The organism is Psychrobacter immobilis, assembly GCF_904846175.1.
GTDB lineage: Bacteria > Pseudomonadota > Gammaproteobacteria > Pseudomonadales > Moraxellaceae > Psychrobacter > Psychrobacter immobilis_E.
Genome location: NZ_CAJGZM010000016.1, coordinates 13562 through 35010, shown reverse-complemented (window position 1 = coordinate 35010; position 21449 = coordinate 13562). Strand labels below are relative to the sequence as shown.

Here is a 21449-nt window from a genome sequence, read left to right as displayed (position 1 = left end):
CAGATCTAAATCCCATTGAGAAAAAATGGGCACAAGCTAAGTTTCTACGCCAAGGATGGATGGAGAATAATTTGCCTAAACTGTTTCAGGATATGGGTTGTATCTCTTTTATTGTGAACTGACTATAGTGTAAAGAGCTTTACCGCTAAATTGACTCAGATTATTGAGACTGCTCCATCAGGTACCATTACTATTCCCAACGATCCATTGAGTTCAACCAATCTTCAACCCTTTGCTTATCTACCTATGCTTGAGCCAAAAATTGCTGACTCAAAATATGTGTGGCCTGGCAATCTAAAAAAATACAATGTTTATCAGGGCACACTGTATGGCAAGTCTACATTTCCATTTCCAGAATCGGCTAGATTATATGTGGATGATGATAAGGATGGCTTTCCAGATGACTTAAGTAAAACAGCTCAAGACTTATGGAGCATTGGGGATTACACAAACGATAACGGTATTGTTGCCAATAATGCGGTCTATGCTGGTGGAGCTTATGCTCGTCTCAAAGCACCAAAGACTGGAAGTGCTGCTAATAGTACTCGTAATGTCTATGTTGAAAGTGGTAGTGGAAATAATAAAAAGCTTGTCAATATACAGGTGGTAAATGGTGAGGTAAAGGGTTTTGAAAACCTAGATAGTGACTATAATGTCAAAGAAAAATTATATTTGCTTTCCTTTTTAGGTTACAACGCACCAGCAAACGACGCCAACTTTATTGCAAGTTTAGACACGTTAGCTAAGCAAACATTAGCATTTAATACCATAGTAAAAAACCCACCGGCACAAGAAGTGAAAGTGCTAGGAGGCGTGGTGCACTCAAAACCAAGACAGGTCTCTTACGGTGCAACATTTAATGCTGACGGAGAAATCTCCAACGAAGAAAAAGATCGTGATGACTATATCATGTTTGGCTCTATGGACGGTGCCTTACATCTGGTCTCAGCAGAAAAAGGAGAAGAAACATTTGCCTTTATTCCTAAAACTATAATCAAAGAGCAATTAAAGGCTTTAAAAGCGGATAGTGAGGGAGCTGTGGGTAGGACTGTATTTGGTGTAGATGCGCCTTGGACGAGTAGTTCAGTTCTAGAATATAAATTTACAGAAGCGGCTAAGAAAGTACAGGCCACTTCGGTGAAAGCTTACGGCGGCCTAAGAATGGGTGGCAAAGGTGTCTATGGTTTGAACTTGGCTACAGCGAATACACCAGCCTTATTGTTTTCTAAGACACCAGAAGATACTGGTTTCTCTCGTTTAGGCCAAGTATGGAGTGAGCCTACTGTAGCAAAAATTAGAGTCAAAAAAGATACAAATAAGTATGAGTCTAAAGAAGTAGTGATTGTCGCTGGTGGCTATGATATGTGCTACGAAAATCCAAGCTTCAAATTAAAAACAAGTGGCGACAACACGAGTTGCGATAAAAAAACACAGGCTGAAGGTAATGCTGTTTATATATTAGATGCTAATGATGGCAGTATTATATCTTCTATATCAGGTAGCGATACTGGCACTAACCATACCAAAGTTAATACTATGAAACATAGCGTAGTAGCTGGGGTTACTGCACTAGATCGTGATGATGATGGCAATGTTGATCATCTGTATTACGCTGATTTGGGCGGTAGTGTTTATCGCGTGGATCTGAACGCAGGTGCGGCAAACGCTAGTCTGGTCAAACGAGTTGTTAGAGTGCTTAAGACTAGCTCTGATGACCAATCAGTGCCATATCGATTCTATGAGCGACCGATTGTTAGCTTTTATACCAGCCCTTATCAAGAAATATTTGCATCAGTGACGGTGGCATCTGGAGATCGTAGTACACCGCTATCTATGCTGAGAAACACAACTAATCCCAATTATCTATTTAACCTTTTTGATTATGACATCGCTCAACCTGGGATTTTTGGCTATACAGCTGGAGAATTGACTGTAAAAGACAAAACAGCTAATGACCTTGTTAGTTTACCTTTTAACCAAAATGCTACTTTAAACGCTTTAACGACTCGTAAACAAGTGCTAGACGCCATGGCTAAAGGGACGTATGACGCTACTAAAAAACGTTATGTTTATGACTATGCAGGCTGGCGCTATCCTCTGACTAATTTTGATGGATATAGCAATCTATCAGGCATTAAGTCGGTAGGAGAGCCTTTAGCTTATGGTAATCGCTTGTATACTACAGCCTTTAGTCCTGAGATGGTCTACGATCAAGCGGATAACTGTTCTGCAAGAGTAGTAGGCGGTTCAGAGCGACAAGTATACTGTATGCCTTATGGTATATGTAGTGATGAGAGCTCTCTTGATGGAACGGCAGGTTATACGCGAGCTGGTAAAGGCGTACAAGAGTTAACCTTGGGTGCTTATAGTAAGGATCAGCGTAATGTGAAGATGCTCATTGGCAATCAATCGTTAGCGGACCAAGTCAAAGTAGTCAATAGAAATGGCTATGGAGTTGGCTCAGGTGGACTCAATCAGACTAATAAAGCTGGTCTGCAAATTACTAACAACACGATAGTAAACGATGGTACGACAGGAAGCGGTGGTAAGTCTGATAGCGTAGTCGCGACCAATGGCAAAGCGACAAGTGATAGTCCTCTAGGGTATGAGAAGTATAAGTTTATACCAAAGAGATGGTATGAGTTGTACGAAAAGGATAAGTAAAATGAAATCGTACTTGAAACGCTCTATTAATAGACTACCATCTTCTTCAGCAGGCTTTACTTTGCTTGAGCTGATGGTAGTAGTAGGTATTATAGCCATATTAGCGGCTATCGCTATTCCCAGCTATCGTCGCTATGCAGTTATCAATGCGGAGCGTGATGTACAAGCCAAAATGTTGCAATTACAAATTCAGTTAAATCGCTGGCGAGCGTCAGCACTGACATATAAAGGTTTTCAGCCTCCAATAGTAGCCAATAATAGTACAGTGACTTATGGTTATGACGATAGTAATAAAACTATCTATGTGCCTCAAGGTAGTAATGCGACAAACTATCGTTATCAGATTACTCTCGTTGATGGTGATGGTGCTAGCTCATTAGTACCACCTAATAATACAAATATTGATAATAGCACTGGTCGCAGCTGGAAGATGCTAGCTGCTCCAAACCTCTCAGGCATTACTGAAAATGCTAATTATTTCATGTTATCTAGTACGGGTCTAAGCTGTCATAACACTACTAAGGTAAAGATAGGCGATAAAGATTGCGGTATCAACCAAGGAGAGTGGTAATGAAAATTAATGATAAGACATCATTTTCCTTAATTCAGCCACAGCGTGGATTTACTTTAATAGAGCTGATGATCGTTGTTGCTATCATTGGTATTTTAGCGGCAATTGCCTATCCAAGCTATCAGCGCTATATTATCAAAACTAAGCGTACAGATATGATGAGTGAGATGCAGAACATTGCTGCACAGATTGAACGCCGCAAATTAGCGCAAGGTACATATAGTAATAGCTTGGTCTCAGGGCTGGGTGATAATTATCCCTATCAAGGTCAAGCTCTTTATAATGTTAGCTTTTCTAATCCACTCACTGCCCAATGGACTATCACTGCTACTCCGATAGGGCAAATGGTAGGCGATGGCAATTTGACGCTAAATTATCAAGGTATCAAATGCCGCATCAAGGGTACAGATAAAAAATGCGGTACTGGTAGTGAATGGAATGATTAGAGAGCATATTAGATTAAGGACTGACAAAAAATGTCAGTTGTCTATATCTTTTATTGTAAATAAACTGACAATTTACAGCATTGTTTTTGTAACATCGGTTACTTAATGTCACGTTTGTAATGTGTAAAGTTAGTAGTCTACTAAAAATTGTATTTTAAAGTCTAATAAATAAGAAAAACGTTGCTATTGAATGTGTTGGCATAATAACTGCAATAATTATGGTAAGAGAAAATATATTATATCCCTAAAGATAAAGCGCGACTATATTAAAAGCAGCCATTTATCTTTATATACCCAAAAAGGAGTTCATATGAACACTGCTCAAAAAGGTTTTACTCTAATCGAATTAATGATTGTAGTTGCTATTATCGGTATTCTAGCTGCGATCGCTATTCCTGCTTATCAAAACTACACTAAAAAAGCGAATGACGCTTCTTGCTTATCTGAAATGAAGTCTTTCTCAAGCTTAGTAGTAGCAGAGAAAATTTCGAACAACCCAAATGTTGCTAATATCCCAGCAGATGACGCATTACCACATTGTGGTAGCGTAGTATGGGCTGGTTCTTCTTCATTAGCAGCAAGACCAACAAGTGACACATTACCTAATGTTGAGAAAATATCTGCGTTAGCAAAAAAAGGTACAGGAACTGGCACAGTTAATATTATCTGTGACGTTAAAGATACTGCATCATGTAAGGTTAGTACCTAGTATTAAACACTTGAAAAATATATGATTTAAAAGCCAAACATAGTGTTTGGCTTTTTTCATTATTATAATAACGAATTAAGTAAACCATGCCTAAAAAAAAATTATTTGATGAGAAGCAAAATTTACAGTCAATTAGTATTTATATTCATCCTCTCATAAATAAAGAGCTACTGATAGCCCTATATTTATTAGTATTTGTATTTGGTTTCACCACGCGCAGTGATTATACTTTTTATAATGAATATAGGGTTATTCAAATTATTGTGTTATCAATGTTAGGATTGGTTTCGTTATTTTATAGTCGTCTTTCTATCTCAAAGGTTGAGTTACTCTTTTTTTCCTTAATTGCTGTGAGTAGTTTTTTTTGGACACAGCCTATCTTTGTAGTTACTGAATTACTACTAGCTTATCTTCTTTATCAGTGTTTTAAGTTTTTAAATTATCGCCAGCTCACTAGCAAAACAATCGTTTTAGCAAGTTTGACGATGTTTATACAATTGCCTTTTTCTCTATGGGACTATCTTAGTACTGGTACTTATGATGCTATTTGGTATCCATTGACATGGAATATACGCGTTTACGATAGCTACTTTTTGATCATGTCTGTTTTTGCTGTTTGGTTCTATATGACTAAACAAGCTTACCGTTACTTGTACTTATTATTCTTATTTTTGGCTTTTTTTGCTATTCTTTTAGATGGTGGGCGCTCGGCAACCATTTCTTATACTTTATTTATTGCGATAGTGAGTATTGCGTACCGTCATGTACGCTGGTCGCTTCTTTTGACTTATGCAGCATCATGGTTTGCCTATTTGTCCATTACTTATGCTGCTAGCTTTGCAAGTGGCGGTACTGGTCTACGAATAGCACGGGAATCATCAAGTGGTCGTATAGATTTATGGGTAAATGCTCTACAATGCTGGTCACATAGCCCCATTATTGGCTGCGGTTTCTATCAGTTAGAGCAGTATCCAAGCTTATCTGCCCATCCTCATAATCTATTTATCCAAGTATTAACCGAAACAGGACTATTGGGTTTTGGGTTTCTAATTTATATTATATTTATGATCATAAAAAGAATCAACTGGTCGCAACCTCAGTGTTATTTCGTTATGGCTGCACTTTTGGCAGTTGGAGTGGACTTGCTTTTTTCAGGGGTACATATTTATCCAGTGACTCAAATGGCGTTACTATGGTTATTTGTATTTTTATTAAAAAATCCTGAATTGAGCTATTCAAATAGAGTCAATGCGTCTGGTTGGAAATTTAATAATCGTCTAATTAAAGCCTTACCTGTCTATATATATATATTAATAAGCGTCTGGTTTATTTATATCTTAAGCAACACTAACGCTTTATCATCAGAGACGCCAATCACGCCACCACGCTTTTGGGTATATGGTTACCAACTATAAATTAAGATACTTATACTCACATCAATAGCTATAGTGCGCTCTAAGATGTTAGATATATAGCTTTTTAAATCAAATACTGGCAGTGGCACATTGTGTGCAGTAATAAGATATTCTTTACAGTACTGGCGGCTATTATGTTAATGCCTTTAGATTGTCGCTTTACGTCACAATCAGGATTTACCTTGATTGAGATGATGATTGTAGTCACTATTATTGGCATATTAGCAGCCATAGCTATACCTTCGTATCAAGTCTACGCGAATAAAGCACGTGCTAATGCTTGTTTATCAGAAGCTAAGAGTTATGGTAACGAGGTTTTTGTTTTGCTAAATGATGAAGACTCTGCTTCAACTCCAAGATCACCAATCTTGAATTCTTGTCAATCTATTACGGATGCTACAGGTTGGACACTAGACACTTGGCAAAAGATTGAAGCAATCGCAAAAGCTCCTTCTAATGCCCGCATTGAATGCGATATTCCAAATGGAACACCTTGTGTAGTTTTACCTTAATTTTATTTAACATTACTATATACATAAAAAACCACCTAATAGCCCTTTTTATATAATGGCCATTAGGTGGTTTTTTCTTATCTTAATAAATTCAGCTTTTTTGAAAAACTAACTACTTCTCTAAATACTGAATCTTACCTTCCACACCATCCCACTTTTCAGCTTCTGGCAACTGTCCTTTCATCTCGGTGATGTTTGGCCATTTTTGTGCCAGCTCTTCATTTAGCTGAGTGAATATCTCTTGCCCTTTTGGCACTTCATCTTCTGAAAAGATGGCATTGGCGGGACACTCAGGCTCGCATAACGCGCAGTCGATGCACTCATCAGGGTCGATGACGAGGAAATTCGGTCCTTCATAAAAGCAGTCCACAGGACAGACTTCCACACAGTCGGTGTATTTGCAAAGAATGCAGTTCTCTGTAACGACAAAGGTCATAGTACTGTCTACCTGTTATTGGATTGGGCGAAATAGAATAGATTAAAAATAAGGCATATTTTAGCGCTTTTAGTACTAATTGACAATTCCCTTTAATGACTAATGATTTCCTTCAGATGATAGAGTAAATCATGCGCTTGCTTTGGTGTCAGGTTATCAGGGTTAATCGCGCTTAGCTCATCTTCTAGGCTAAATAACTGATTTTGTTGTGGAATATTGCTTATATATGGAGCTTGAGCATTCTCACTGATACTTGGTCTTTCTACCTTACTCCCATGATTTTGCTGCTGTTTATCGTTTAACGACTTAGCTAATTCATTTTTGTCATCAATGACTTTTTCGTTTTCCGCTTTTAGATTGTCTATCAAATAACGCTTAGCATCATTAAGTACCTGAGTTGGGATACCTGCCATTTTTGCCACATGTAGTCCAAAGCTAGAGCTTGCCGCGCCATCTTTGATTTGGTGCAGTAGTAGCAACTGACCATCGACTTCGCTGGCAGCGACATGGACGTTGCGAATATTGGCATGATTGCTTTCATTATTTTCTACTTTGTTTTCTGCCAATTTTGTCAGCTCAAAGTAGTGAGTCGCAAATAATGTCAGGCAGCCAATCTCGACCAGACGATTGACGCAAGCATGTGCAATCGCTAAGCCGTCAGTGGTTGCAGTACCGCGTCCAACTTCATCCATCAGCACCAGCGATTTATTAGTCGCTTGATTGAGGATATTAGCGGTTTCAATCATTTCCACCATAAAGGTTGATTTACCACCTGCCAAATCATCCGCTGAACCAATACGAGTAAAGATGCGGTCGATATCACCGATATAAGCGCTAGCTGCTGGCACGAAACTGCCGCAATGAGCCAGTAGAACAATCAGTGCCGTTTGGCGCATATAGGTCGATTTACCACCCATATTAGGGCCGGTAATCATTGACAGTCTTTCAGGATTTGCAGGACTGCCTAATGCGCAATCATTAGCAACGAACTGGCTGCTAGGTTTTGTACTGCTTTTATTAATATTATCGCTCGTATGGATTGGATTTAAAGCAGCTTCAACGACAACATGACGACCTTGTTGAATATCGATGCTGGTTTGGCTATTATTCAAGCCATCCTTTGAGCTACCGCTTTCTAAGCTAATATTGTCTTTTGAGTCGTTACTCATCACTGGACGTTGCCAGTTATAGATCATGGCAAGCTGCGCCCAATTACTTAACACATCTAATTGCGCGATAGCAGCACTTAGCTGTTGTAGTTCGGCTAAATGGCTACCTAATAGTGTCAATAGTTCATGATACAGCTGCTTTTCACGAGTTAATGCTAAGCTTTGTGCACTTAGATACTCGGTTTCCACTTCTTTTAGCTCATCAGTAATAAAGCGCTCGCTACTTTTCAGCGTTTGCCGCCGGATAAAATGCGTCGGTGCATTCTTTGCCTGCATTTTAGGCAATTCAAAATAAAAGCCGCTGACCTTATTAAAACCCACTTTGAGGCTGGGTAATTGGCTCTCTTGACGCGCGCGTTCTACCATCTCATCCAAGGTTACTTGGATATTGTCATGCAAATGAGTCAGACGATCAAACTCAGCATCGTAACCTGCGGCTAGCATGCCACCATCACGAATATGCGCGGGCGGTTCGGCAATAATAGCGCGCTCAATCAGCTCAGCGGCGGATTGCACCGCAGGTAACTGATCAGGCAATTGCCGCATCAGCATGGGCAACAGTCCTGCCTGCTCATGGCTGATACCTGAATTTATCAGTAGGGTAGTCAGCTGGGCGCTATTAGCAATACCATCAGCAAGTTTACGCAAATCACGTGGCTTAGCGCTCATCAGTCCGATACGGCTACTAATACGTTCGATATCACCGATAGCATTCAAAGTCTCGCGTAAGCTACTGACTAATGAGCTATTGTCTAAATTTTGCTTAAACTGTTTGTTTTCATCACCTTGATTGTTCATCTGCAAAAGACCAGCTATGGCGTCCAAACGAAGATTAATACGAGTATGCTGACGCAGCGGGCGCTTCATTTGCTGCACAAGCAAGCGTCGACCCATTGGCGTTTGACAGTGATTAAGTACCGATATCAGTGACGTTCCATTGCTACTAACGGGGGTAAACAGCTCAAGGTTTTGCTGACTATTGGCATCAATGATTAAATAGTCATCATTATATTCGACGATGAGCTGGTTAACTTGTGGTACATGACGTTGCTGGGTTTGCCTTGCGTAGTGAATAAGGGCGGCACAGCTAGATTGAGAAAATGGCGCGTCACTAATTCCAAGACCATCGAGACGTTGCACGTCAAACTGCTGACAAAGGGTTTCGCTGGCATGCTCACGGTGAAAGTCATTGGCTGCAACTGCGATAATAGGGCAATCAAGATTTTGCCGTAGCCATAGCAGCCATTCCTCGCCGATACCATCAATACTGTCACCGAGTGCTTCGCTAATGATACATTCGCTTGGGGCAAAGCGTGCCAGCACCGTAAGCATTTGGGTTTGTAAAGCTTCAATATCATCATGCCTGTTATTATAGCTAGCACTGAGTGTTTGCGTCGTTAATGTCCCAGCAGCTAAATCCATTTGGCTAATGGCGGCTTGCACAGGTTGCTTGCTGTTAGCTCTAGGTATTTCTATATCAATCGCGACTACGGTCGGCGTATGATTGGGCGCAATCAGCGCGTCATCGGTAATAGTCCCTGCGGTCAGGGTTTTAACCACTTCACGGCGCATGATGCTGCCAGCTGCCGATTTACTTTTATCTTTTTTTTGTTTATCGCCCATAATAGGAGCATTGGACGTATTACTAGCGTCGGTAGTTGATTCGTCTATTTGCTCACAAACGACTACTGTCTGCCCAGCAGCAATCAGCCGTGCCATATAACTATCAGCCGCATGAAAAGGAACACCTGCCATCGCAATGGTATTGCCGGCTTTATCCGTACCACGGCGAGTGAGCGTGATATCGAGTATCTGCGCCGCACGTTTGGCATCATCAAAAAATAACTCATAAAAATCACCCATCCGGTACAGCAGTAGCGCTTGTGGATAGTTGGCTTTCATGGTTAGATATTGCACCATCATCGGCGTATGGTCTGCCAAGTGATAAACGGCATCGCCTATGACTAACGGTTCAGTTGAATGAAGGTTTTGAGCGGACGGCTTAACGGTCATGCGGGGTCTCTTATGATGCTTAAACGGGTTTACGTAGGGCGAAATGCTGGTTTTTATAAGAATAAATAACGGCTGAAGGTTAGTAAATTATCCTGTTAAAGGGAGTAGGTAAAAGCTCGAAAGATTAAGGCTATAAGCGCTATTTTAACACGTCCTACTAGGTTTTTACGTCGGCAAATATCTACTTGTTACCCTTGTATCCATCGGCGTCATAACCATATATAATGACGTCACACTTAATTGGGCGATACTTCATTAGGCGACCTGTCATTAGTCAGTACTTCATTATGTGGTACGTTAGTCGGGTGATGACTATGATAGCTATGATGACAAGGCGGCAGCATATGAAGCCTTGGCGAATGCGCACTAATTATCGAATATTTCCATAGGTCAAAAAATTATGTTATCAAAGATTATAGGCAGTGTCGTTGGCACCAAAAATGAACGCGAATTAAAGCGCATGCGTAAAGTGGTCAGCAAAATCAACGCACATGAGGCTACGATACAAGCCCTGTCGGATGAGCAATTACAACAAAAAACTGCAGAATTTAAAGAAAGACACCAAAACGGTGAAAGCTTAGACGCTTTATTACCAGAAGCGTTTGCCGTCTGCCGTGAAGCATCACTACGCGTCAACGGTATGCGTCACTATGATGTGCAGCTAATCGGTGGTATTACCTTGCACGAAGGCAAAATCGCTGAGATGAAAACTGGTGAGGGTAAAACCTTGATGGGTACCTTGGCCATGTATCTCAATGCTATCAGTGGCAAAGGCGTGCATTTGGTGACGGTCAATGATTATTTGGCCGCGCGTGATGCTGAGTTAAACCGTCCATTATTTGGCTTTTTGGGTATGAACGTTGGGGTGATTTACTCACAGCAGCCGCCACAAGAAAAAATTGACGCTTATCAAGCCGATATCACTTACGGTACTAATAACGAATACGGTTTTGATTATCTACGCGATAATATGGTTTTCAGCCTAGCTGAGAAAAAACAGCGTCCGCTAAACTTCTGTATCATTGATGAAATTGACTCTATTTTAATCGATGAAGCGCGTACGCCGCTGATTATTTCGGGTCAAGCCGAAGATTCATCGCGTATGTACGCGCTAATTAATACCATTATTCCGGTGCTTATTCGTTCAAAAGATGAAGAAGCCAATAAGAATAACGAAGAAGAAGATTTCTGGATTGATGAAAAAAACCGTCAAATCGAGATTAGCGAAAAAGGTTACGAGAAAATTGAGCGCTTCTTAATTGAAGTTGGCGAGCTTGGTGAAAACGAAAGTTTATATAGCCCAAGCCGTTTGCCACTATTGGCTCACGTACAAGCAGCGATTCGCGCTCACCATGTCTTTGTGAAAAATATCCATTATATTGTTGATGATGGCGAAGTGGTTATCGTTGATGAAAATACCGGTCGTACTATGCCTGGTCGCCGCTGGTCAGAAGGTTTACATCAAGCCGTTGAAGCCAAAGAAAACGTCGAGATTCAAGCAGAAAACCAAACGCTTGCAACGACGACATTCCAGAACTTCTTTCGTTTGTACGACAAACTATCTGGTATGACAGGTACCGCTGATACTGAAGCAGCAGAGTTTAAATCAACTTATGACTTAGATGTCATTGTCATTCCAACGCATGAACCGATTGCTCGTATCGATATGGATGACCAGATTTTCTTAACCAAGTTAGGAAAATATAAAGGTATCATCCGCGAGATTCAAGAGATTCAAGCCAAAGGCGCGCCAGTCTTGGTTGGTACGGCGACGATTGAAGCCAGTGAAGAATTGTCTTATCTGCTGGATCAAGAAGGCGTTAAGCATAACGTCCTAAACGCCAAGCAACATGAGCGTGAAGCAGAAATCATCGCGCAGGCAGGTAGTCCAAAGGCGGTCACGATTGCTACCAACATGGCAGGTCGTGGTACGGATATTATCCTTGGTGGTAACTGGCAATCATTTATTGAGGATATTGATTCGGTCAGCCCTGAAGAGATGGCGCGTCTAAAAGCAGAATGGCAAATTAAGCATGACCAAGTCGTTGCTGCGGGCGGTTTGCATATCATTGGTTCTGAGCGTCATGAATCGCGCCGTATTGATAATCAGTTACGTGGTCGTGCCGGTCGTCAAGGTGATCCTGGTATGTCGCGTTTCTTCCTATCGCTTGAAGATGATTTGATGCGTATTTTTGCCGGTGACCGCGTTGTGAATATGATGCGTGCCATGGGTCTGAAAGAAGATGAAGCCATTGAACATAAAATGGTTTCTAAATCGATTGAAAATGCCCAAGGTAAAGTCGAAAGCCGCGATTTTGATGCGCGTAAAAATCTATTGAAATATGATGATGTTGCCAATGAGCAGCGTAAAGTTATCTATGGTCAGCGTGATGATTTGCTAGCAGAGATGGATTTGTTAGAAGCCATCGAAGTGATGCATCAAGAAGTCTATAACGCTATGATTAATCAGTTTATTCCGCCAGGCTCTATCGATGACCAGTGGAATATCGATGGTCTAGAGGATGAGCTTGAGAACGAATTTAAGATTGCAATGCCAATTAATGATTGGCTCGATGAAGATCGCCGCTTAGATGAAGAAGGCTTACGTGCTAAAATCATCCAAACGGCTATCGATCGTTATCACAGTCGCCGTGAGCAAATGGGCGAAAAAGATGCTGCCCAGCTTGAGCGTCACTTTATGCTACAGAGCTTAGATAAGCATTGGAAAGAGCATTTAACGCAAATGGATCAGCTGCGTAAAGGTATTCATCTGCGCGGTTATGCCCAAAAAAATCCTGAGCAAGAATATAAGCGTGAATCGTTTGAGCTGTTTCAGATGATGCTTGGTGCGATTAAATCTGAGACCGTACAAGATTTATCACGCGTCCATATCCCAACTAAAGAAGAGCTAGAAGCGTTAGAAGCTCAGCAGCGTGAAAATGCCGCGCATATGCAAATGCAGTTTGAGCATAGCGATATCGATAACATGGATGGCGGTGTTGAAAGACCAGCGGCACAAAGTCGTAATGTCGTTGGCGGTGCAGCAGCAGGTGCAATGGCAGGTAGTGGCAGCAATGCAAATGAGCCAGACCCATATGCTGGTATGAATATCAGTCGTAATGCGCCATGTCCTTGTGGTTCAGCACTGAAGTACAAACAATGTCATGGTAAAATCTAAATATTGATAATCGAACATTGTTAAGTTATGATAAAAAGTCCCTATCTATAGATAGGGACTTTTTTTTATAGATATTGATGCGGAATTAGTACGCATATCGAATAATTGATATCAGTATAAAAATTACGATGATAAAAATATCGGTGTCTTTTTAGCGACTGATTACAAATTCAACATAGGCGTGAATTTACGGGCGCGCTATAGTGCTTAACATATTTATTTTGGGAGAGTGTGATGAAGGTAGAATTGTTGAAAAAAATGCGTACCTCGGTCGTCCTAACGGGTTTGTTAGCTGGTGCTATAACTATTAGTGCCTGCCAACAAAAGCAAGAAACAGAGCCGAGTTTAGAAGACAGTATCAGTGAAGAGCAGTCGGTACCAATGTCTGCTGAGCCTGCTGAGCCAAGCGATGTGGTGGTAGATGCGCCTGCCGGCGAGGTAGAAGATGATACGATTGCTTCTGTGAATACCGATGTTAACCAAATAAATTATTCATGTTCACCTGCGCTCGCCGTTGAAGCGAGCTATAAAGATACTGATAACCAGGTTATTATTACGACCGCTCAAGGAACAGCGACTTTAACTAAAACCAACGATGCGACTAACCCTGAAGTGTTTGAAGCAAAAATGGCTATTGGCGGTGGTGAAGGTTTTGTTCAATGGCGCGTTGCTAATAAAGAGCGTGAAACGGGCGTGATGCGTACGGCTGGTGCAGATGCAGCCAATGTCAGCACGTATGAGTGTAAAAAAGCAGAAGAAGCTGAAACTGTAGAAGAAGACTTATAAAAATAGATTTATAAGCTAGGTTTTATCTGATTAAACTTAGATAAAACTAAACCAAAAAAAGCAACGCGAACGTTGCTTTTTTTGGTTTAGTTTTTAAGATTTCGGAAAAAGGGCTTTATTTGCGTAAGTTCTATCTTTTATAAGCTGCATTACTTTGCTGTTCGTGTGCCAAAAAACCTTCTTCGTTAACGTCTAGCTCTTCGTGTTTAAGTTGCACTTGAATGCTATCGGTATGAGTATGAGTGGTTTTATTAATCTCAATTTCTTGAATTACATGAGTGTCTTTAGTAATCGTCGCCACTTGACGTGATAAGATAATCTCAATCGGTGCGTCACCAATTTCAATCTGTTTGCCATTGATGGTAACCACGGCTCTACTATCTAACGATGGTTCAACATGACGCAATATATCTTTATCATCATAATTACCGGATAACAAATCCTGGCTTTCGGCATCCTGATAATCAGTACGTACAGTAATATATTCTTCTATCAATTCGATGGGTACATTCATGGTTTTAGTGCGTGTATGCTTAGTCACCGTTACCTTGCCAACGTCTAAGCGTTCTTTATTAATGACAGGGCGTTCTTCTAATAGCTCCAAATAGCCACCATTGCCCGTATTTATTTGACTATCTGATAAATTACTTGCTGAATTATTTACGAAGTTATTCGATAAGTCACCTTGTTGATTACCCATTAGCGCTTGTTGCTGATTAGCCTGAGAAGTAGTTAAGTTAGAAGCTGCTAAATCAGGCGCAGGTAATTTATTCTCTCCACTGTGATTGGCTATTTTGTTTATAGAGGTCGCAGTCGTTATTTTCTGCGCTGCTTCCGGTTCCATTTGCTGTTGTTTAGCTTGCTGACTGTTAATATTATGGTCATCGGCATTCATGGTCATGTTCCTTATGGTATATATAAATACATAGGTATAAAAAAAGACCAGAGACGAGCTCTGGTCTTATTCACTGAGTATATAACCCAGCTGCTAATCACTGTCACATGGTATCCATTCATCTTATAAAAAGCTTATTAAAAATTACTCATCAAAGATAATGGAACTATATGAAAGAATCGCTTATTACATACCACGAGCGCGGCGTACATCTTCGGCAGTGATATTATCGCGGTCAAAAAGATTACCATCGCGGTCAACCACATTACCATCGCCATCAATATCTAGCTCTTCACGTTGAATAGTTTCAGCAATCGTTTCAGTATGACGCTCTGTCGTTTTACCGACGTTTACTTCTTCCGCTACATAGGTCTCTTTGTTAACGCGTGCACGTTCTGCTTCTAGCTCAACTTCAATCGTTTGATTGCCATCTACATCACCGATACGGCGCTCTGTTGGACGATCTACATTGGTACGTTGAATATTAGCATGTTCTTCTTCTAGCTCAACATCTACGTTACGCTCTTCGGTAACTACGTGTTTACCAACTTTAACCAAACCAGCGACGATGCGATCTTTATTGACCGTTAAGCGCTCTTCTAGTAGCTCTAGCGTATTTGGCGCATTATAAGCATGGTCTGCAATTTCCATACGCTCTGTTTCTGGAATGCTATCAGCAACAAACGTCTGACGGTCTTTTTGATACTGATCTTTATAACTATATTGATAGTCATGATCATATACTTCCATCGCTTCTACTTGCGCTTGGGTTAGGCTGTCAAAGAATACGTCGTCTCCAACGATACGTGCCAAACCTGCTGGTACCAATACTTCTTTTGAGCTGAACCAACCGCCTGCATCAACGATTAAATAACGGATACGACCAGTAGTATCTTCTACTAAGGCGCCTTCAATTTTACCGATTTTTTCTTCATTAACGCCGTAAGCGGTTTTGCCCGTTGGATCATAATAGTCATCACCAATCAGGTCATGGTGAGTAGCTTGGATGTCTTTTAAACGAATTAGTTGGCTCATTGTTATCTTCCTTTTATATGAGTAAATTTTATAGTGAGTAAATTAATAATTATTTTTTTAAAATAGTAATGCGGTAAAAATTTGCATTACTAAAAAACTGATAAGTTGTCCTCTTAAAAGGCTATGTATGAGGTCCTGCTTAAATAATCAGCCTCTCCATCAACTTGTTATTATCGTAACAGCACGATTTTCAATGAGATATATGAGCAAGGTAGCAAAGTGTGCGGTTGAGGTAAATGCGTGTAATAGGCTGTAAAAGTTACCACCGCTATATAAATTTAAGTTAAGGCTTTCTTACCGTAATGAACAACTTCGCAGTATTTGTAAATTTTGAACGTAAAAAAACCGCATAGCGACTAGCAATGCGGTTTTTAAAGTTTTAAGAAGGACAGTCAAACTTTTAAATTATATACTCGATTCTAAAAGCTAAATTACCCTAATAGTCTACAATTAAGCCAGTTCAATCGCCACGGCAACCGCTTCACCGCCACCGATACATAAGGTTGCAACACCTTTTTTGCCGCCAGTACGTTTTAGCGAGTTGATAAGCGTCACTAAAATACGTGCACCAGAGCAGCCAACTGGATGACCTAAGGCACAAGCGCCGCCTTCAACGTTAACTTTAGCATGGTCGATATTTAGCTCATCCATTGCAGCCATCGTCACCATCGCAAAGGCTTCGTTGATTTCCCAAAGGTCAACATCAGCAATCGACCAGCCTGCCTTGTCTAGTACTTTTTCAATTGCGCCAATAGGAGCAATGGTAAATTCGCTTGGGTGACGTGAGTTAGAAGCAGCGGCTACGATACGTGCTTGGTAATCTAAGCCTTCCGCTTTTGCTTGTGATTCTTTCATCATCACAACGGCTGCAGCGCCGTCTGAGATTGAGCTGGCGTTTGCCGCTGTGATAGTACCTTCTTTAGCGAAAGCTGGGCGTAGGGTAGGAATACGCTCCGCATTGGCAAGGGCAGGCTGCTCATCGGTATCGACCGTTTGCTCGGCCTTACGATTTTTAAAGGTAACCGCTGTAATTTCGTCTTCGAAATGACCCTCTTTAATGGCTGTCAACGCACGGTTAAGCGACTCAATAGCAAAATCATCCATTTGCTCACGGGTATAGCCTTTTTCATCGGCCATTTCTTGCGCAAATTGACCCATTAGTTTGCCAGTTTCGGCATCTTCTAGACCGTCTAAGAACATATGATCTTTGACTTCTTTATGTCCCATGCGGTAGCCGCCACGCGAACCTGGCATGATGTAAGGGGCATTGGTCATTGACTCCATACCACCTGCAACTGCCACGTTAAAGCTGCCTGCTTTAATGCCATCGTGCGCTTGCATGACTGCTTTTAGACCTGAACCACAAAGCTTATTAATGGTGACGGCGCCAGTAGCATCACTTAGGCCTGCTTTACGCATCGCCTGACGGGCAGGGCCTTGACCAAGACCGGCGGTCAAAATACATCCCATTATGACTTCATCAATGTTATCAACGCTTACACCTGAACGCTCAACAGCGGCTTTAATAGCAGCAGCACCCAAATCTGTGGCGCTCATGTCTTTAAGTGCGCCTTGGAAACCGCCCATTGGTGTACGTGCGCCGTTTAAAATTACAATTGCATCATTTGACATCGTTATTCTTCCTTTTTAGGTATTTGAAACGAAAGTGCTATTTTTAATCATTAAAATAAAAAATTTAAGCTAAGGCGATTTATTTATGGATTAATAGCGGTCTGGATAAATTACGCCAGCTCATCTAAGCGGATACGAACAACTTTATCCGTAATGGTATCGAGCTTTTCAATTTTTTCAATGGCAATATTCATCTGACTCTCAACCACAGGCAGCGTTAAGATAATCACCGGTACTTGACCAAGTTTATGGGCAGGCTTCTGTAAAATTGCATCGATATTGATACCGGCATCACTCAAAATGCGCGTGATATCCGCCAATACTCCAGGATTGTCATGAGCATGCACACGCAGATAATAGCCGGTAATCATTTGCTCCGCGCGCAAGATAGGCGTGTCTGATAATTGCTCTGGAATAAAGGCGAGATGCGGCACATGGTGACCGTGGTTATTTTGATTACTGCTGCTTTGATCGTTGCTGTCTTTATTACTAAGTACACGAACCAAATCCATCACATCGGCCATCACCGCAGAAGCGGTAGCACCGGCACCGGCGCCATCGCCGCAATAGAGCGTTTGTCCAAGTGGGTGAGAATTGACCAGCACCGCATTTTTTACGCCATTAACGTTGGCAAGTAGGGCATTTTGTGGAATAAGCGTCGGGTGGACGCGCAGCTCAATACCAGCCGTACTATTGTCACCTGAGCCATCGCCTTCACGGCGTACAGCAAAGCCTAGATGCTTGATGCGATAGCCAAGCTCTTCAGCATAGTTGACGTCTTGCAAAGTAATAGCCGTAATACCTTCACAGTAAACTTTATCAAATTGTAGCGGAATACCAAAGGCAATAGAGGCGAGTAGCGCTAGTTTATGAGCGGCATCAATGCCTTCAACATCAAAAGTCGGATCAGCTTCGGCATAACCAAGCTCTTGCGCCTCGGTTAATACATCGGCAAATGGGCGACCTTTATCACGCATTTCAGTCATGATAAAGTTGCCAGTGCCGTTAATAATACCGGCTAACCACTCAATCTTATTGGCAGCAAGGCCTTCACGCATAACTTTAATAATCGGGATACCGCCTGCCACTGCTGCTTCATAAGCAACATGGACATTATGGGCTTCCGCAAAGGCAAAAATCTCATTGCCGTGTTCAGCGAGCAAGGCTTTATTGGCGGTGACCACATGTTTGCCGTTTTTGATGGCATGCATAATCACGTCTTTAGCCAACGTCGTACCACCAATCACTTCGATAACAATATCGACATTGTCACTGGCAGCGGCCGCCATCAAGTCACTGTTTTGAATAATGTTCGGATCGATATCATCGCGCTGGCGACGGGTACCGACTTCGGTAATCACAATATCGCGTCCGCTACGGCGTTTTAACTCATCTAGATTATCATTGATTAGATTGATCACACCTGTTCCGACGGTGCCGAGACCAAGTATCGCTAGTTTGATGGATTTGCTCACAGTATCCTCAAGAGATTATAGAGTTGGATAAAAATGCTTCTATGCAGGCTCTTACATAAAAACGCTGATATAAAAGCGTTGATATAAAGAGAGCTCATATAAAGAAGAACGGTCTAAAAATATACGGCTAATGTTGCCTAGCGCTTTATCGTATCATACCGACAAGCGCTTGTGACGTCTACCCGAACTCACTGTCGCTAAAGTCAATAATATCAGGGCAGATAACTAGCTGGCATCAATCGCAGCTTGCGCCAATTGATCGGCTGGTAAATAACCGCCGATTTGCTGTCCAGACTCAGTAAAGATAGCGGGTGTACCGCGCACACCCAGTGCCATACCAAGCTCGATTTGTGATTTTACAGGGCTATTACAGCTCGGTGCTTGGACATTGGCACCTCTTTTCGCCTGATCCATCGCGGCATTGCGATCCTCGCTACACCAGATGGCTTCCATTTTTGGAATACTGCCTTCGCTGCGCGGCCATGCTAAATAACGCACTTCAATACCGCGCGCATTGATGTCATCAATCTCCTCATGGAGCTTGGTACAATAAGGACAATCGGCATCGGTAAAGGAATAAACGACAGACTTGGTGACGCCTTTGGCAGGATAAATAATCATGTCTTTTTTGTCGACTGCTTTTAGAGCATCTTGCGCGGTTTTGGCAACCAAGGCACCACTGATATCAACTGGCGCTTCTGCACCAACAGCGATGATTTGCCCTTGGATAATGTGTTTACCAGATTTATCGGTAAAGAAAGACGGTAGGCCCGTTGCTGTTACCCAGTAAATATCGTCCATATCTGTTGGCACGGCTGAAAGGATGTTTTCTTCAATTCCTGATGCTTTTAGATTTGCTTGTAAAGCTTTGACCACCGCTGAATCACTATCGGCTGACGCTTGCGCGGTGCTAACTTTGGCTTTGGCGCTATTCACAATGCCTGTATTACTGGTTGCATCAGCTGCATTATTAGAGCAGCCCGCCGCAACCACCACCAGCAACGCACCCATCATCATGCGCGATAAAGGCTTGCGAGAAAAGGTATCGCGAGTAGGGATGGTTTTAGAAAAAGAAGGTAAAAACATAGGTGTTTCCTTTAGGCAGTCATGCCTAAGCAAGATATAGATATAAAAAAGAGGACAGTAAAGTGCAATAAAGAGTGTGTGAACGCTTATCCTATATTCACTAGATTTTGTTATCAGAGCGATATATTTCAATAGTGAAGTATAATTTCTTGATAATAAAAGATAAGTAGTAATACCTTTCATATTAACATATTTTTAGAAATAACCACTAAAGGCTATTTATTGGAATTTTATTGGTATTGCCAAATTTATTAACGCTAAATTTGTCATTTACAGATAGCTATTAAAAAGCAGATATAAAATACATTTGTACTATTTCATCTCACTTTATGTCTAGGTAGGCTACTGCTTATAAGTATTTCTTTTATAAGCTATACCGCAATTTATTTACTAAAAAATTTTTCTAATTTTCTAAGGAGCCCATATGGCAGGTGCCAGCTTATTAACCCTACTTGATGATATCAGTGTGATACTCGATGACGTCTCGGTCATGACTAAAATCGCCGCCAAAAAAACCGCGGGGGTGTTGGGTGATGATTTGGCATTGAACGCGGAGCAAGTCACCGGCGTCAAAGCAAATCGTGAGCTGCCAGTGGTTTGGGCGGTCGCCAAAGGCTCTTTTATTAATAAGCTTATTTTGGTACCAGCGGCAATCCTTATCAGTGCCATTTATCCGCCTTTGATTACCTTTTTGCTGATGTGCGGTGGTTTGTTTTTGGTTTATGAGGGCGCTGAAAAAGTGATTCATCGATTTTGGCCGCATGCCTTGCCAGATGACGAGGAGCAAAATGCCCGTCGGCAGGCCAATGCTGATGAAACGGTTGATTTGGTAGCTTTTGAAAAAGAAAAAATCAAAGGCGCGGTGCGAACCGATTTTATTTTATCGGCAGAGATTATCGTTATTGCGCTAGGAGCAACGGCAACGGCTACTCTGTTACAGCGCAGCTTGGTGCTGTCTATTTTAGCTATTGGCATTACCGTTGGTATTTATGGTCTAGTCGCCGGTATCGTTAAAATCGACGATGTGGGTCTGCATATGATGGAGAAAGACGGCAAGTTTACTCAAAAAGTCGGTAAGGTTTTATTTGCGGCAGCGCCTAAATTGATGAAGTTTTTATCGATTGCTGGTACTTTGGCAATGTTCTTAGTCGGTGGTGGTATCTTGGTACACGGCATTAATTTTTTACATCATGAAGTTGAGGACATTGCTCATTTGACTGGCGTGTTTGAGAGCTTTACGACGGCGCTATTAAATGGTGTTATTGGCTTTATCATTGGTGCTGCTATCGTTGCTTTACTTACAGTTATTAATAAAATACGCCATAAAGACGAGCATTCTGCACATTAATAGTGATTCTCAAACCTTATTTCTTAAGAATTTTGAGTATTAAATATTCATATTTATAATAATTACTGTTAGATAAGAT

Annotated in this window: 16 protein-coding genes; 9 read left to right on the top strand and 7 right to left on the bottom strand. The window is 41.4% G+C overall.

Annotation, left to right across the window (positions count from 1 at the left end; genetic code table 11):
* The first annotated feature begins 150 nt into the window (after positions 1–150).
* The 6 genes from JMW39_RS12855 to JMW39_RS13365 all read left to right on the top strand — a co-directional run bounded on the left by JMW39_RS12855 (position 151) and on the right by JMW39_RS13365 (position 6317).
* Positions 151–2664, top strand: coding sequence for a PilC/PilY family type IV pilus protein (locus tag JMW39_RS12855; RefSeq protein WP_201547151.1), 2514 nt, complete (start codon positions 151–153; stop codon positions 2662–2664).
* A gap of 1 nt (position 2665) precedes the next feature.
* On the top strand, positions 2666–3235 hold the full coding sequence (locus tag JMW39_RS12850; RefSeq protein WP_201547149.1) for a type IV pilin protein: 570 nt from the start codon (positions 2666–2668) through the stop codon (positions 3233–3235).
* Positions 3235–3681, top strand: a complete 447-nt coding sequence (locus tag JMW39_RS12845) for a type IV pilin protein (protein ID WP_320157920.1) — start codon at positions 3235–3237, stop codon at positions 3679–3681. Before JMW39_RS12850 ends, JMW39_RS12845 begins: the two co-directional genes overlap by 1 nt.
* A gap of 310 nt (positions 3682–3991) precedes the next feature.
* On the top strand, positions 3992–4390 hold the full coding sequence (locus JMW39_RS13370) for a prepilin-type N-terminal cleavage/methylation domain-containing protein (RefSeq protein WP_201547147.1): 399 nt from the start codon (positions 3992–3994) through the stop codon (positions 4388–4390).
* Between the two features lie 86 nt (positions 4391–4476).
* Entirely contained in the window at positions 4477–5805 is a 1329-nt protein-coding gene (locus JMW39_RS12835; RefSeq protein ID WP_201547145.1) for an O-antigen ligase family protein, read from the top strand.
* Positions 5806–5939: 134 nt separating this feature from the next.
* On the top strand, positions 5940–6317 hold the full coding sequence (locus JMW39_RS13365; protein ID WP_320157919.1) for a prepilin-type N-terminal cleavage/methylation domain-containing protein: 378 nt from the start codon (positions 5940–5942) through the stop codon (positions 6315–6317).
* A gap of 112 nt (positions 6318–6429) precedes the next feature.
* Here the strand turns inward: JMW39_RS13365 and fdxA are convergent, their stop codons facing one another.
* Positions 6430–6753 carry a ferredoxin FdxA gene (gene fdxA, locus JMW39_RS12825; RefSeq protein ID WP_133103830.1) on the bottom strand — a complete coding sequence of 108 codons (324 nt, stop codon included), beginning with the start codon at positions 6751–6753 and terminating at the stop codon, positions 6430–6432.
* A gap of 92 nt (positions 6754–6845) precedes the next feature.
* On the bottom strand, positions 6846–9935 hold the full coding sequence (gene mutS / locus JMW39_RS12820; protein ID WP_201547143.1) for a DNA mismatch repair protein MutS: 3090 nt from the start codon (positions 9933–9935) through the stop codon (positions 6846–6848).
* A gap of 400 nt (positions 9936–10335) precedes the next feature.
* Here mutS and secA point away from each other — a divergent pair, with 400 nt between their 5' ends.
* Both secA and JMW39_RS12810 read left to right on the top strand, forming a co-directional pair.
* Positions 10336–13113 carry a preprotein translocase subunit SecA gene (gene secA / locus JMW39_RS12815; RefSeq protein ID WP_201547141.1) on the top strand — a complete coding sequence of 926 codons (2778 nt, stop codon included), beginning with the start codon at positions 10336–10338 and terminating at the stop codon, positions 13111–13113.
* 234 nt (positions 13114–13347) lie between these two features.
* Positions 13348–13899, top strand: a complete 552-nt coding sequence (locus tag JMW39_RS12810) for a hypothetical protein (protein WP_201547131.1) — start codon at positions 13348–13350, stop codon at positions 13897–13899.
* 130 nt (positions 13900–14029) lie between these two features.
* Here JMW39_RS12810 and JMW39_RS12805 read toward each other — a convergent pair whose 3' ends face one another.
* From JMW39_RS12805 to JMW39_RS12785, 5 genes are all read right to left on the bottom strand, one after another.
* Complete coding sequence (locus tag JMW39_RS12805; RefSeq protein ID WP_227679528.1) at positions 14030–14794, bottom strand: YsnF/AvaK domain-containing protein; 765 nt, start codon at positions 14792–14794, stop codon at positions 14030–14032.
* A gap of 186 nt (positions 14795–14980) precedes the next feature.
* Positions 14981–15829, bottom strand: coding sequence for a DUF2382 domain-containing protein (locus tag JMW39_RS12800; protein ID WP_201547129.1), 849 nt, complete (start codon positions 15827–15829; stop codon positions 14981–14983).
* Positions 15830–16279: 450 nt separating this feature from the next.
* A complete protein-coding gene (locus tag JMW39_RS12795; RefSeq protein ID WP_201547127.1) occupies positions 16280–17461 on the bottom strand; it encodes a thiolase family protein in 1182 nt (393 codons plus the stop codon).
* Between the two features lie 110 nt (positions 17462–17571).
* Positions 17572–18936, bottom strand: coding sequence for a homoserine dehydrogenase (locus tag JMW39_RS12790; RefSeq protein ID WP_201547125.1), 1365 nt, complete (start codon positions 18934–18936; stop codon positions 17572–17574).
* Between the two features lie 225 nt (positions 18937–19161).
* Positions 19162–20022, bottom strand: coding sequence for a DsbC family protein (locus JMW39_RS12785; protein ID WP_201547123.1), 861 nt, complete (start codon positions 20020–20022; stop codon positions 19162–19164).
* A gap of 424 nt (positions 20023–20446) precedes the next feature.
* On the opposite strand from JMW39_RS12785, the gene JMW39_RS12780 reads away from it, so the two are divergent.
* On the top strand, positions 20447–21370 hold the full coding sequence (locus JMW39_RS12780) for a DUF808 domain-containing protein (RefSeq protein ID WP_201547121.1): 924 nt from the start codon (positions 20447–20449) through the stop codon (positions 21368–21370).
* Positions 21371–21449: the final 79 nt, after the last annotated feature.

What these genes read in the sequence shown, in the direction of transcription:
- JMW39_RS12780 (WP_201547121.1), top strand. Translation starts at nt 20,447, where the DNA reads ATGGCAGGTGCCAGCTTATTAACCCTACTTGATGATATCAGTGTGATA.
- JMW39_RS12805 (WP_227679528.1), bottom strand. Translation starts at nt 14,794, where the DNA reads ATGAATGCCGATGACCATAATATTAACAGTCAGCAAGCTAAACAACAG.
- JMW39_RS13370 (WP_201547147.1), top strand. Translation starts at nt 3,992, where the DNA reads ATGAACACTGCTCAAAAAGGTTTTACTCTAATCGAATTAATGATTGTA.
- JMW39_RS12800 (WP_201547129.1), bottom strand. Translation starts at nt 15,829, where the DNA reads ATGAGCCAACTAATTCGTTTAAAAGACATCCAAGCTACTCACCATGAC.
- JMW39_RS12835 (WP_201547145.1), top strand. Translation starts at nt 4,477, where the DNA reads ATGCCTAAAAAAAAATTATTTGATGAGAAGCAAAATTTACAGTCAATT.
- JMW39_RS12810 (WP_201547131.1), top strand. Translation starts at nt 13,348, where the DNA reads ATGAAGGTAGAATTGTTGAAAAAAATGCGTACCTCGGTCGTCCTAACG.
- JMW39_RS13365 (WP_320157919.1), top strand. Translation starts at nt 5,940, where the DNA reads ATGTTAATGCCTTTAGATTGTCGCTTTACGTCACAATCAGGATTTACC.
- secA (WP_201547141.1), top strand. Translation starts at nt 10,336, where the DNA reads ATGTTATCAAAGATTATAGGCAGTGTCGTTGGCACCAAAAATGAACGC.
- JMW39_RS12845 (WP_320157920.1), top strand. Translation starts at nt 3,235, where the DNA reads ATGAAAATTAATGATAAGACATCATTTTCCTTAATTCAGCCACAGCGT.
- JMW39_RS12795 (WP_201547127.1), bottom strand. Translation starts at nt 17,461, where the DNA reads ATGTCAAATGATGCAATTGTAATTTTAAACGGCGCACGTACACCAATG.
- mutS (WP_201547143.1), bottom strand. Translation starts at nt 9,935, where the DNA reads ATGACCGTTAAGCCGTCCGCTCAAAACCTTCATTCAACTGAACCGTTA.
- fdxA (WP_133103830.1), bottom strand. Translation starts at nt 6,753, where the DNA reads ATGACCTTTGTCGTTACAGAGAACTGCATTCTTTGCAAATACACCGAC.
- JMW39_RS12850 (WP_201547149.1), top strand. Translation starts at nt 2,666, where the DNA reads ATGAAATCGTACTTGAAACGCTCTATTAATAGACTACCATCTTCTTCA.
- JMW39_RS12785 (WP_201547123.1), bottom strand. Translation starts at nt 20,022, where the DNA reads ATGTTTTTACCTTCTTTTTCTAAAACCATCCCTACTCGCGATACCTTT.